16 protein-coding genes are annotated in these 11,619 nt (G+C 62.5%); 7 read left to right on the forward strand and 9 right to left on the reverse strand.

Annotated features, from left to right (window positions below):
• Positions 1 to 5: 5 nt before the first annotated feature.
• The 5 genes from ACZ9EJ_RS02755 to ACZ9EJ_RS02775 all read right to left on the reverse strand — a co-directional run bounded on the left by ACZ9EJ_RS02755 (position 6) and on the right by ACZ9EJ_RS02775 (position 2,760).
• The gene (locus tag ACZ9EJ_RS02755; protein ID WP_046642286.1) at positions 6 to 626 is read right to left on the reverse strand and encodes a hypothetical protein; all 621 of its coding nucleotides are present in this window, start codon (positions 624 to 626) and stop codon (positions 6 to 8) included.
• A gap of 98 nt (positions 627 to 724) precedes the next feature.
• Positions 725 to 850, reverse strand: coding sequence for a type B 50S ribosomal protein L36 (gene ykgO, locus ACZ9EJ_RS02760; RefSeq protein WP_003497670.1), 126 nt, complete (start codon positions 848 to 850; stop codon positions 725 to 727).
• A gap of 122 nt (positions 851 to 972) precedes the next feature.
• Entirely contained in the window at positions 973 to 2,052 is a 1,080-nt protein-coding gene (locus ACZ9EJ_RS02765; protein ID WP_046642285.1) for a 5-(carboxyamino)imidazole ribonucleotide synthase, read from the reverse strand.
• Positions 2,049 to 2,546: a 5-(carboxyamino)imidazole ribonucleotide mutase gene (purE, locus tag ACZ9EJ_RS02770; RefSeq protein ID WP_007757842.1), complete on the reverse strand. Its 498-nt coding sequence runs from the start codon at positions 2,544 to 2,546 to the stop codon at positions 2,049 to 2,051. Before purE ends, ACZ9EJ_RS02765 begins: the two co-directional genes overlap by 4 nt.
• 10 nt (positions 2,547 to 2,556) lie before the next feature.
• Positions 2,557 to 2,760: a YdcH family protein gene (locus ACZ9EJ_RS02775; protein WP_037077103.1), complete on the reverse strand. Its 204-nt coding sequence runs from the start codon at positions 2,758 to 2,760 to the stop codon at positions 2,557 to 2,559.
• A gap of 231 nt (positions 2,761 to 2,991) precedes the next feature.
• Between ACZ9EJ_RS02775 and ACZ9EJ_RS02780 the strand changes: the two genes are divergently transcribed.
• On the forward strand, positions 2,992 to 3,168 hold the full coding sequence (locus ACZ9EJ_RS02780; RefSeq protein WP_037077101.1) for a YdcH family protein: 177 nt from the start codon (positions 2,992 to 2,994) through the stop codon (positions 3,166 to 3,168).
• Between the two features lie 150 nt (positions 3,169 to 3,318).
• Here ACZ9EJ_RS02780 and ACZ9EJ_RS02785 read toward each other — a convergent pair whose 3' ends face one another.
• On the reverse strand, positions 3,319 to 3,579 hold the full coding sequence (locus tag ACZ9EJ_RS02785; RefSeq protein WP_046632024.1) for an ArsR/SmtB family transcription factor: 261 nt from the start codon (positions 3,577 to 3,579) through the stop codon (positions 3,319 to 3,321).
• 113 nt (positions 3,580 to 3,692) lie between these two features.
• Positions 3,693 to 4,463 carry a sulfite exporter TauE/SafE family protein gene (locus tag ACZ9EJ_RS02790; protein ID WP_046632026.1) on the reverse strand — a complete coding sequence of 257 codons (771 nt, stop codon included), beginning with the start codon at positions 4,461 to 4,463 and terminating at the stop codon, positions 3,693 to 3,695.
• A 119-nt stretch (positions 4,464 to 4,582) separates the two neighbouring features.
• Here ACZ9EJ_RS02790 and ACZ9EJ_RS02795 point away from each other — a divergent pair, with 119 nt between their 5' ends.
• Both ACZ9EJ_RS02795 and ACZ9EJ_RS02800 read left to right on the forward strand, forming a co-directional pair.
• Positions 4,583 to 5,236, forward strand: coding sequence for a thiamine phosphate synthase (locus ACZ9EJ_RS02795; RefSeq protein ID WP_046632028.1), 654 nt, complete (start codon positions 4,583 to 4,585; stop codon positions 5,234 to 5,236).
• The gene (locus ACZ9EJ_RS02800; protein WP_370649739.1) at positions 5,236 to 6,381 is read left to right on the forward strand and encodes a tetratricopeptide repeat protein; all 1,146 of its coding nucleotides are present in this window, start codon (positions 5,236 to 5,238) and stop codon (positions 6,379 to 6,381) included. The genes ACZ9EJ_RS02795 and ACZ9EJ_RS02800 overlap by 1 nt, the downstream gene beginning before the upstream one ends.
• Before the next feature lie 131 nt (positions 6,382 to 6,512).
• On the opposite strand, the gene ACZ9EJ_RS02805 is transcribed toward ACZ9EJ_RS02800, so the two are convergent.
• Entirely contained in the window at positions 6,513 to 6,848 is a 336-nt protein-coding gene (locus ACZ9EJ_RS02805; protein WP_046632030.1) for a DUF1648 domain-containing protein, read from the reverse strand.
• A gap of 186 nt (positions 6,849 to 7,034) precedes the next feature.
• Between ACZ9EJ_RS02805 and ACZ9EJ_RS02810 the strand changes: the two genes are divergently transcribed.
• The 4 genes from ACZ9EJ_RS02810 to ACZ9EJ_RS02825 all read left to right on the forward strand — a co-directional run bounded on the left by ACZ9EJ_RS02810 (position 7,035) and on the right by ACZ9EJ_RS02825 (position 10,303).
• Positions 7,035 to 7,835: an inositol monophosphatase family protein gene (locus tag ACZ9EJ_RS02810; protein ID WP_046642283.1), complete on the forward strand. Its 801-nt coding sequence runs from the start codon at positions 7,035 to 7,037 to the stop codon at positions 7,833 to 7,835.
• A gap of 135 nt (positions 7,836 to 7,970) precedes the next feature.
• Positions 7,971 to 9,023 carry a hypothetical protein gene (locus ACZ9EJ_RS02815; protein WP_046632034.1) on the forward strand — a complete coding sequence of 351 codons (1,053 nt, stop codon included), beginning with the start codon at positions 7,971 to 7,973 and terminating at the stop codon, positions 9,021 to 9,023.
• A gap of 3 nt (positions 9,024 to 9,026) precedes the next feature.
• Positions 9,027 to 10,058, forward strand: coding sequence for a peptidoglycan -binding protein (locus ACZ9EJ_RS02820; protein WP_046632036.1), 1,032 nt, complete (start codon positions 9,027 to 9,029; stop codon positions 10,056 to 10,058).
• A gap of 26 nt (positions 10,059 to 10,084) precedes the next feature.
• The gene (locus tag ACZ9EJ_RS02825; protein WP_046632038.1) at positions 10,085 to 10,303 is read left to right on the forward strand and encodes a hypothetical protein; all 219 of its coding nucleotides are present in this window, start codon (positions 10,085 to 10,087) and stop codon (positions 10,301 to 10,303) included.
• Here ACZ9EJ_RS02825 and ACZ9EJ_RS02830 read toward each other — a convergent pair.
• Positions 10,287 to 11,570 carry a glucoamylase family protein gene (locus ACZ9EJ_RS02830; protein WP_080955851.1) on the reverse strand — a complete coding sequence of 428 codons (1,284 nt, stop codon included), beginning with the start codon at positions 11,568 to 11,570 and terminating at the stop codon, positions 10,287 to 10,289. The two genes, ACZ9EJ_RS02825 and ACZ9EJ_RS02830, sit on opposite strands and share 17 nt — an antisense overlap.
• Positions 11,571 to 11,619 lie beyond the last annotated feature (49 nt).

Here is an 11,619-nt window from a genome sequence, read left to right on the forward strand (position 1 = left end):
AAGGCTCAGGTCCGATTGCCGGCGAGCTTTTCGGAAAGCTTGGTAACGGCTTCCTGGGCGTCGCGGTCGGCGGGATAGACGGCAAGATAGTCCTGCCATGCCTTCAGCGCCAGCTCGTCCTTACCGGCTTCCGTCAGGATGCCAGCCATGCCGGACAGCGCGCCGAAATGGCGCGGCTCGCGCTTCAGCACTTCGGCGATATCGGCCATGGATTTGCGAGGGTTGCCCATCGTGTAATGCAGCGTCGCGCGGCGGTTCCAGCCCTCGGCAAAGGCCGGATCGAGCACGGTCACCTGATCGAGGAAATCGAGCGCCGCGGCATTGCGCTTTTCCTTGATGGCGGTCGCGGACCACTGCATCAGCAGGTTGACGGTGGCGCTGCCCGAATCGTTGAGGTCGGCGATGATCTGGCTGGCGATGCCGCGTGCCTTTTCCGGATTGCGCTCGCGCTTCAACGCATCGAACAGCGGATCCACGGGCTTGCCCGGTTTCTGGGCGACAGCCGGAATGACGGGGGCGGCGGCAGGTGGTGCAGCAGGTGGCTTGGGGGCCGGAGTCTGGGCGAGAGCGGACGAAGCGGCAAGGCTCGCGGCGAGAATCAGGGTGCTGAAACGAAAATAGCGCATGCGGATAAGGTAATCCGCCTGCGCCGAAGGTCAAACCCGATTTGTCGTGTTATCGACAATTTGATCGGCTGCGGTCGAGACCGAAGCCGAATGCCTGATCAGCCCTGACGAGCCTTGAAGCGCGGGTTCTGCTTGTTGATGATGTAAACGCGGCCCTTGCGGCGAACCAGACGGTTATCGCGGTGACGAGCCTTCAGCGCCTTAAGCGAGTTCTTGATCTTCATTTTCCTGGTCCAGCAGTCTGTGGGCGCGAAGCCGCATGTCTATCAATCAAAAGCGCGCCGCCTGTTTCTTTGAGGGGCACGCTCTCAGTTGGGCGTGCAGATAACCCGAGCCAATCTGCGTGTCAACCTTGTGACGGTGTTTTCAGGCCCTTCAATTCGGTCAAATGGCCCATTTTCCGGCCCGGTCGGGATTCCGTCTTGCCATAGAGGTGGACGAGGACGTCTTTCTTCTGAAGCCAGGCCGGCACGTCCAGAATGTCGTCCCCGATCAGGTTGGTCATCACGCAGTCGGAATGGCGGGCAGGGTCGCCGAGGGTAAGGCCCGCGACGGCGCGGATATGCTGTTCGAACTGCGAGACGACGCAGGCGGCTTCCGTCCAGTGCCCGGAATTGTGGACGCGCGGGGCGATTTCGTTGGCGATCAGCGTGCCATCCGCCATCACGAAGAATTCCATGCCGATGACGCCGACATAATCGAGCGCGGCAAGCAGCTTCTCCGCCGATTCGCGGGCGGTCTTCGCCGTCGCTTCGGAGATCCTGGCGGGCAGGGTGGAGGTGTGGAGAATGCCGTTGCGATGGACGTTTTCGGCCGGATCGTAGCAGGCGACCGTGCCGTCCGCGGCGCGCGCGCCGATGATCGACACCTCGCGTTCGAATGGCACGAAGCTTTCGAGAATCAGCGCCACACCGCCGAGCGCATCATAGGCGCCGGAGGGTTTGTCCTCGGCGGAGCGGAAGACCCGCTGGCCCTTGCCGTCATAGCCCATCCGGCGGGTCTTCAGGACGCCCTGGCCGCCGAAATCGGCGAGCGCCTTCTCAAGGTCGGACTGGCTGTCGACGGCGTGGAATCGGGCGGTCTCGATGCCGCAGGAATTCAGGAAGCGCTTTTCGGTCAGCCGGTCCTGCGACATGTCGAGGGCCTTGGCCGGCGGATGGACCGGAACCGAGCGCTGCAGCGCCTCGGCGGCTGTGACGGGCACGTTCTCGAATTCGTAGGTGACGACGTCGCAGCGGCTGGCGAGTTCGGCAAGCGCTGCCGGATCGTCATAGGCCGCCGTGATCTGGGCGTTGGCGACCTGGGCTGCGGGACAATCGGCCTGCGGTTCGAGCACGATCGTGCGGAAATTCAGCCGGGCTGCGGCCATGGCCAGCATGCGGCCGAGCTGACCGCCGCCGATGATGCCGATCGTGTGGACAGTCATGGAGCCTCGTCGATGGGATAGTCGGCAACGGCGGCGCTCTGGCGGGCGCGCCATTCGTCGAGCCGGTCGGCGATCTCGTCGTCGTTGAGGGCGAGAACCGCGGCTGCCAGCAGGGCGGCGTTGATGGCGCCGGCCCGGCCGATCGCGAGCGTGCCGACCGGAATGCCGGCCGGCATCTGGACGATCGACAGCAGGCTGTCCTGGCCAGACAGCGCCTTCGACTGAACCGGCACGCCGAAAACCGGAAGCGGGGTCATGGCGGCGGTCATGCCGGGCAGGTGGGCCGCACCGCCGGCGCCGGCGATGATGACCTGGAAACCTTCAGCACGGGCGCCCTTGGCAAACTGCATCATCCGCTCCGGTGTGCGATGCGCCGATATGATACGGGCCTCGTAGCCGATATCGAGCGCCTCCAGGGTGTCGGCGGCGTTCTTCATGGTCTCCCAGTCGGACTGGCTGCCCATGATGATGGCGACGGCAGGTCTTTCAGACATGGCGGGACCCTTACGCGATGATGTCCGGAACAATCTGGTCTTCGAGTTGAGTCATCTTGTCTTTCAGAGACAGTTTCTTCTTCTTCATGCGCTGCACGCGAAGAGCGTCGCAGCCGACCTGGATCATGGCATTGATGGCGGCGTCGTAATCCTCGTGTTCCTGTCGAAGTTTCGCAAGCACCAGCCGGACATCCGCCTGTTCCTGATCTGCCATATTCCAGTCCCCATTCTCACGCCCGGCATTTCAGCGGTCGCCGGCATTCTCCGCAAGCCTCTACCACCAAACCGCGTTAACGGGAAGTTAGACAAGGTCACGAATTTGCCCACTTCAAACCATGATTTCACCTTCGACAAAGCCGGCCGATCGTGTCACACTTCCTTCGTAAACCTGAAGCCTCGGCATTAGGGAATGCCGTGGTAGGTGACTAAGGAAGGAACATGCCACATGACCGTCCAGGCTCATATCGCATCGCTTGAAAAGAAGCACGGTGCTTTGGAGGAGGAGCTCCAGACCGTTCTAGCGTCCCCCTCCGCCGACGACCGTGAAATAGCCGAACTCAAGCGGCGCAAGCTGCGCATCAAGGACCAAATGCAGCGCCTAAAGGCATCTACGCGTCATTAGTTCCTCAGTAGGAGACCCCCGCCGCTCGCCCGGTTTTTTCATCAGTCGGAGGCGAATAATAAAAGCGGCAAACCCATAATCCATAAATAACAATGACAAGGTTCTGGTCGTGGAAGGGAGCCACAATTCCCACGGTTTAAAAGCCGGTGGTCACGACCAGAACTGATCCAGCCACAGGTTCAGCCTGTCGAAACCCTTGCTGTTGACGGAATAGATGCGCCGCGTGCCATCCGCCGTCACATTCACCAGATTGCTATCCAGAAGTGCCTTCAAATGCTGCGACACCGCGGGCCGGCTGATCGGCAGGCCTTGCGCAAGTTCATTGACGGTTTTCGGGGCGCGCCGCAATTCCTCCAGCAGATACCGCCGGTTAGGATCAGCTATGGCTGCAAAGGGGTCAACGGTTGTCATGCGTTGAACTTACGGTAAACGCTCGGTAACGGCAAGATTTATTGTGCATCGCAACAATGTTACTCGCCTTATTTTGCGTTGCTTTTTTAGCTGCTCGCGTTTGCTTTGCCGAGTTAGAACGACAGGCCGTCCCACAGCAGTTTCAATCCCGCACAGAAGGCCAGACCGTAAGTCATCGGATAGAAGGTTTCCGACTTCAGGTGTTTGACGACTGCCGCGCCGATCATGGTCGCGATCAGGGCCACCGGCAGGAGGGTTGCGGAGATGGTGAGGTTTTCCGCGTCGAGTGCGCCGAGGAAGAAGTAGGGGATGACCTTGACCGCATTGACGATCGCGAAGAAGCGGATGCTGGCGCCGGTATAGGCTTTCGGGTCGAGCCGCATCGGCAGGACGTAGATCTGGAACGGCGGTCCGCCTGCATGGGCGACGAAGCTCGCGTAACCGGACAAGGCGCCCCAGAAGGTGGCGGGGCCCGGGCGGTGCGGCAGGGGAGCCCTCGGCCGGTTGGATCGAGGGCCGTAGACCTGCCAGAAGTAGCGCACGGTAAACAGGATCGTCGCGGCCGCGATGACGAGGCGCAGCGCATTGTCCGAGACATAGGCCGACGTTGCCCAGCCGAGCGCGATGCCGATGATGCCGCCGGGCAGGATCATCAGCAGCGTCTTGCGGTCGTTGAAGTTCCGCCAGGACCATAAGGCGACGATATCCATGACGATCAGGATCGGCAGGAAGATCGCCGCCGCCTTGACCGGATCGACGGCGAGCGACATCAGCGGCACGCCGAGCAGCCCGATAGCGCCGCCGATGCCTCCCTTCGAGAGGCCGACAAGCAGAACGGCGGGGATGGCGAAGGTGAAGAAGGCGAGGCTGAGCGTATCGGGCATGAAGACTCGGAGGGCGATGAGGGAATGGTTGATCCGGCAGGCGGTCCGGTCTATCGAATTTGCGGACAGAAAACGAGTGCGGATTTTTGCAAGACGATATCCGCCGAACGGGAAGAAACATGACCGGACAGGAAGACCGCTGCCGCCTCGTGCTGATCGTGCCGCAATATGACGACGCCGACCAGCAAGCCAAGGATCTCGAAGCAGCGCTTGCCGGCGGCGACGTCGCGTCGGTGATCGTGCCGCAATATGGCCTTGACGACCAGGCGTTCCAGAAGCGTGCGGAAGCGCTGGTCGAGCTGATCCAGGCGGCGGGTGCCGCAGCACTGATTTCCGGTGACAGCCGGGTGGCCGGGCGCATCAAGGCGGATGGCCTGCATCTCGGCGGAGACCTGACCGAACTGGGGGAGGCGATCGAGAAATTCGTGCCGAAGATGATCGTCGGCACCGGCGGGGCGGCCGACCGGCATCAGGCGCTGGCGATCGGCGAACATCGCCCCGACTATATCTTCTTCGGCAAGCTCGACGGCGACATCAAGCCCGAAGCGCATCCGAAAAACCTCGCGCTCGGCGAATGGTGGGCATCGATGATCGAGATTCCCTGCATCGTCATGGGCGGCACCGATACTTCCTCGGCACTTGCCGTCGCGGAGACCGGCGCGGAATTCGTGGCGCTCAGGGAAGCGGTATTCTCCAACCCCCAAGGTCCCGGCGCCGCGGTTGCTGAGGTCAACGCAATTCTGGACGAAAAAGCGCCACGGTTTGAGGCTTGATGGAGCCCATGCCGTCGAACCGCCTTTCCCGCGTGATTCTGAAAGGGCTGCTGGCGACACTCATCGCTTCGGCGGCGATGCCTTGTCTTGCGCTGGCGCAGGCGAATTCCAGGGCGGTGACCCGGCCGGTGGAGCCCGATTTCCAGCCGATGAAAAAGGGGCGGGTCGAGATCCAGCCGGTTCCGGGCTCCGCAAAGGGAACCAGGGAGCCTGAGGGCCAGCCGGACGGCATCATTCCCTCGGGCGGCGTCGAACTTTACCAGCGCATGGGGGCCGCATTGCCGCCGGCACCGGCGGAAAAGGCCTATACCGGCACCGTGGACGATGCCTATGGGGCATACCAGCGCGGAATGTATGTGACGGCCCTCGACAAGGCTCTGACCCGGGCCGGGGCAGGCGATCCGGCGGCGCAGACGCTGGTCGCCGAAATGATGACCAAGGGGCTCGGCATCAAGCGCGACGCCAAGACCGCGGCATTCTGGTATCAGAAGGCGGCGGAGGGCGGCGATCCTGCCGCCATGTTCCAATATGCGCTGCTGTTGATGACCGGACGGGATGTGCCCCGCGACAAGCCGAAGGCCGACGATCTGATGCGCAGGGCCGCCGAAGCGGGAAATGCTTCGGCGCAATTCAACTGGGCACAGGTCCTGGTTTCCCAAAATCCGGGCGACAAGGGCCTGCATCTGGCTTTGCCATTCTACGAAAAATCCGCAAGGCAGGGCGTCGCCGATAGCCAATATGCGGTGGCGCAGGTCTATGTCACGCTGAAGGACGTTCCGGCTGAAAAGAAGGCGCGGGCTCGCGAATGGCTGGAGCGTGCCGCGACGGCCGGTTTCGATACCGCGCAGCTCGACATGGGCCTCTGGCTGGTCAACGGCGTCGCGGGTGACCGCGACTACGAAAAGGGTTTCGAATGGCTGCGGATCGCCGCCCATCGCGGCAATGTTGTGGCCCAGAACAAGCTTGCGCATCTCTATGTCAACGCGCTCGGCACCCGGCCTGATCCGGTCGAAGCGGCGAAGTGGTACGTGCTCTCGCGCCGCGCCGGCCTTCAGGACCCGGAGCTCGAGGATTTCTATCTCGGGATCAATGAAGACCAGCAGCGCCGGGCGATCGATGCGGCAAACAAGTTCCGGCGTGGGTGAGGCCCGGTTCGGCGAAGCCGGAGCAATCGATCCAGTGAAGCGATTGCAGGGCCGAACGCGCTGAGCCAAAGCGTAGCGCCGGGAGACGGTGCGGCAAATGACCTTTGCTCTTCATCGACAGGCCGGCTCGATCAATTTCCCGACAATGCGTGACCGATGATCAACGCATGGCTCGCAGCCAGCACGACAATCACGACGAGCCAGAGAGCCGTATAAAAAACCGGCGAAGCGGCGGCCTTGCGGTCGAAGCGCGGGGCGAATGCAAATATCACGGTCGAGAGGAGCGCTGCGGCCGGGATGATCGACAGCGCGAAAAGTGCCGGCGCATAGCGGTTCGGCGTGCCGTCGAGGCCGAAATGCACAGCGAGTTCGGCGCCCGGCGCTATCGTCAGCCACGCTGCGAGCGATGCCGCGACCATGGTGGCGAGCAGCCCGAGGCTTAAAGTCAGCGGCAGCGTCGCCTTCATCCTGTATTCCTTCGAGGCTCCGAACATCAGTTTTGCAGACGCGACCGGAAGCCGCAATGCCGGCATTCAGGCGGACGGCTTGAATTTCGCGCTGTTTTATGGTCTTGAAGCCGCCAATCAAAAAATCGCTCATAAAACGCCGTCCCGTCCAGACGACAAGTCGGGACAACCCCAAGGATTTCCCGCATGGCCCGCTCCGCCCTTCTCAACGTCATGGTTCAGGCTGCCCTCAAGGCAGGCAAGTCGCTTTCCAGAGATTTCGGCGAGGTGCAGAACCTGCAGGTTTCGGTGAAGGGCCCCAGCGATTTCGTGTCCCAGGCGGATCTGAAGGCGGAGAAGATCGTCCGCGACGAGCTGCTGAAGGCGCGTCCGACCTACGGTTTTCTCGGCGAGGAAAGCGAAGAGCTGAAGGGCACCGACGGCGCGCATCGCTGGATCGTCGATCCGCTCGACGGCACCACCAACTTCCTGCACGGCATTCCGCAGTTCGCAGTCTCCATCGCGCTTGAGCGCAACGGGGAAGTGGTTGCCGGCGTCGTGTTCAATCCTGCGACCGACGAGCTGTTCACCGCCGAAAAGGGCGGCGGCGCCTTCATGAACGACCGCCGCATCCGGGTCGCCGCGCGTCGGGTACTCTCGGACTGTGTGATCGGCTGCGGCATGCCGCATCTCGGCCGCGGCAATCACGGCAAGTTCCTCGTCGAACTGCGCCATGTGATGGGCGAAGTCGCCGGCATGCGCCGCTTCGGTGCGGCCGCCCTCGACCTTGCCTATGTGGCTGCCGGCCGTCTCGACGGCTTCTGGGAAACCGAGCTTTCGCCCTGGGATATGGCCGCCGGGCTGATCCTCATCCGCGAGGCGGGCGGTTTCGTGTCCGACATGAAGGGCGCGACGGACATCTTCGGCAGCGGCAATGTCGTTGCGGGCAACGAGCTTATCCAGAAGGCACTGGTCGAGGTCGTCAACCGGCCCATTCCGACCCGCTGAGGCATTTTTGCGCCACCGCTCGGCTTAGATCTTCCATACTCGATAGCTGACTGTTTTCCGAGGCTTCCGCACTTCAATTCGTCGCAATTTTCAACTAGCCTCCGGCGCGTAAGACTACCGGAGGCGAGGCATATTATGGCGAATGCGACAGTGGACGATTTGGACGCGTCTGAAACGAATCGCGGCGGCTATGCCTACAAACTTTCCAATCCTGCCTCGTTTTTGTGGACGATGCTGATCTTCCTGATCATCGTCGGTTTCGTCGCTTCCATCCTTTACCGCCAGGCCGCACACGCCTTCCAGACCAATCCAGGCCTGAACGGCCTCATTCTCGGCGTTCTCCTGATCGGCGTGATTCTGGTTTTCAACCAGGTGATCGCCCTGATGCCGGAAGTGCGCTGGTTCAATTCCTTCCGCGCCGCCGGCAACGCTGACAAGGTCGGCCGTGAACCGCGCCTTCTGGCTCCGATGCGCACCCTGATCGGCAGCCGCCGCCGAATGGCGCTGTCTACCAATGCCTTCCGCTCGATCCTCGATACGATCGGCACGCGCCTGGACGAATCACGCGACACGTCGCGTTATCTGATCGGCCTCCTCGTCTTCCTCGGCCTGCTCGGCACGTTCTGGGGACTTATCGAAACTATCGGCTCGATCAGCAACGTCATCGGCGCGCTCGACCCGAACTCGGGCAGTTCCAACGACGTGCTCGCCGCCATCAAGAGCGGTCTTGCCCAGCCGCTCGCCGGCATGGGCACGGCGTTCTCGTCCTCGCTGCTCGGCCTTTCCGGTTCGCTGATCCTGGGCTTCCTCGACCTACAGGCGGGCCGCGCTCAGAACCGCTTCTATACGGAACTTGAAAACTGGTTGTCGTCGGTAACCGACCTCGGATCGGACATGCCGCCGGCCGTCGCCGAAACGCTTGCGAGCGGTTCCTCGGAGGATCTGAGGGCGCTGACGGAACAGCTGCGCGCGCTCGCCTCCGCCCAGAGCAAGGGACCGATCGACGGCCACCAGAACGAGCGGTCGCTGTCGGCCATGGCCAATCTGGCCGAAGGCATCCAGGGTCTGGTCAAGAACATGCGCAACGAACAGCAGATGCTGCGCGACTGGATCGAGGCGCAGCAGGAAGAATCAAAGGCCCTGCGCCGCACGCTCGACCGGCTTTCCGACAAGATCGGGGGGAAGTAAGCGATGGCGCTTGGCAAAAGCCGCCGTCGCGAGCGGGGCGTCGACTATTGGCCGGGTTTCGTGGATGCGCTTTCCACGCTGCTGCTTGCCATCATGTTCCTGCTTACCGTCTTCGTGCTGGCGCAGTTCCTGCTCAGCCGCGAAATCACCGGACGTGACGAGGTGCTCAACCGGCTGAACAGCCAGATCGCCGAACTCACGGAACTCCTGGCGCTCGAAAAGGGCAATACCCAGGACGTCGAGGATCAGCTTGCCAACCTGCAGTCGTCACTTGCCACGGCCGAGGCGGATCGCTCGCGCCTGCAACAGCTTCTGAGCCAGGGCACCGGCAGCAGCAGCGCCGCCAATGCCCGCATCGGCGACCTCACCAACCAGCTCAATCAGGAACAGCAGCTGAGCGCCCGCGCTACAAGCCAGGTGGAACTGCTCAACCAGCAGATCTCCGCGCTGCGGGCGCAGATCGCGGCCATCGAACAGGCGCTGCAGGCCTCGGAAGCCAAGGATGCTTCCTCGCAGGCGCAGATCTCCGATCTCGGCCGGCGCCTCAACGTTGCGCTGGCGCAGCGCGTCCAGGAGCTGAACCGCTACCGCTCGGATTTCTTTGGCCGGCTGCGCGAGATCCTTTCAGACCGCGAGAACATCCGCATTGTCGGCGACCGCTTCGTCTTCCAGTCGGAAGTGCTCTTCCCCGTCGGCGGCAACGAACTGGACCCGGCCGGCCGGGTGGAGATGGACAAGCTTGCGGCGGCTCTTCTCGATCTCGCCAAGGAGATCCCGGCCGAGATCAACTGGGTGCTGCGCGTCGACGGTCATACGGACAACTCGCCGCTTTCCGGCTCCGGCCGCTACCGCGACAACTGGGAGCTTTCCTCGGCCCGCGCCACTTCGGTGGTCAAGTACCTGATTTCCAAGGGTGTGCCCTCCAACCGTCTCGTCGCCGCCGGCTTCGGCGAATTCCAGCCGCTCGCACAAGGGGATACGCCGGATGCCCGCTCCCAGAACCGCCGCATCGAGCTGAAGCTCACCGAGCGGTAAATCCGGGCACGGGGAAGACTTAAGTGATGGCCGAAGACAAGCCGGATATGACCGCCGTGATGAAGGCGGTCGCCGAAAGCCCCAAACGCGACAACAGCGTCTATCACAAGGCGATTGCCGAGGCGCGCCAGGCTTTCGAAGACGCCGAGGCCGCTCTTGGCGGACCGGTCGAGGTGCGCACCAAGACCAAGACGAAGCGTAACGGCGACTATGTGGTGAAGTGGACGTTCAGGCGCCTGGATTAGGTGTTTCTGTCGAGATGGAATAGGTGGCCGACGTGAAGCCCAGCCGTTCCAGGCCGCGGCGAACCTCGGGTGCGTTCATGAACAGGCGCCACAGCAGGCCGGATCGATAATTTTCGATCATGGCGATGATCGGCCCCTGGTCGATCGCAAGATAGGTGCCGGCCACCCAGTCTGTCTTCGGCACAAAGGCATCGACGAAGCCGAATGCGCCGAGCAGTTTGCCGTCGCCGTACTGAAGCAATGCGCGCATGGCGCTTTCGGCCTCGGCGGGCAGGAAGGGGAAGCTCGACAGGGCGGCGGTCGGGGCGATGACGCCGCGATCGTAGGTCGGCGAGTGGGCGCCGTAACCCTGTGGTCCATCGGATGCGCTGAGCCCCCAGACCCCGGCATTCGCATAGTCGGGCACGGTCATGCAGTAGTCGTGGTTGATGCGCGTATGGGCGACGGCCTGTTCCTGGTAGTTGCCGCAATAGCGGTCGCCGAGACCTCTCGGATCCAGCGCGCAGAACGAATAATGCGAGATGAAAAGCGGGCCGCCATAGGGCTCGCCGAGCGGCAGCTTCGTTCCGAGATAGGCCTCGCCGTTCAGCATGGCGCCCGACCGGGCCCAGCCTGCATGGTAGCTTTCCGGCTTGATCGGATGGGTGTCGGAGCCTGCCGCCAGGACATAACAGGACAATGCCTCGTTCCAGCCGCGGATCGGCAGGTTCATGGCCCAGTCGTAGTTCGGGCTCCAGTGCCAGTAGAGAGCTTCATCCTTGCCGCGGGTGAACCAGTTCCATTCCACCTCGTGGTACAGTCGCGTGATGTCCGCCCGCAATTTCTCTTCCCGGGCGGTGTCGCCGGCGAAGTATTCCCGCGCGCAGATCAGTCCCTGCATCAGCAGCGCCGTTTCGACGAGGTCGCCGCCGTCGTCACGTCCGGAGAAGCGGATGACGTCGCTCGTCGAGCCGTCGATGAAATGCGCGAATGCCCCGTGGAAAGTTGGTGAGTGCCTCAGACGGTCGATGATGGTGGATATGCGCGCCATTGCCTGCGAACGGGTGATCCACTGGCGTTCGCAGGCGACGATGATGGCAAGGACCCCAAAACCGACGCCGCTGACCGATACGATATTGGGGGAAGGGGCGCCCGAGACGAAGCACTTGTCGAACGGCAGCCCCGATTCGGGATGGGCACCATCCCAGAAGAACCGGAAGGTCCGGGACTGTATCTTGTCCAGGCAATCATCGAGTGACAGGCTGGGCGGCAGTTGACTGAAATTCATGAGCTCGAGCTTCTGGCGGCAATCGTATCTGCGATACTAGCGTTTCTGC

It is taken from the genome of Neorhizobium sp. USDA 3394 (assembly GCF_056280385.1).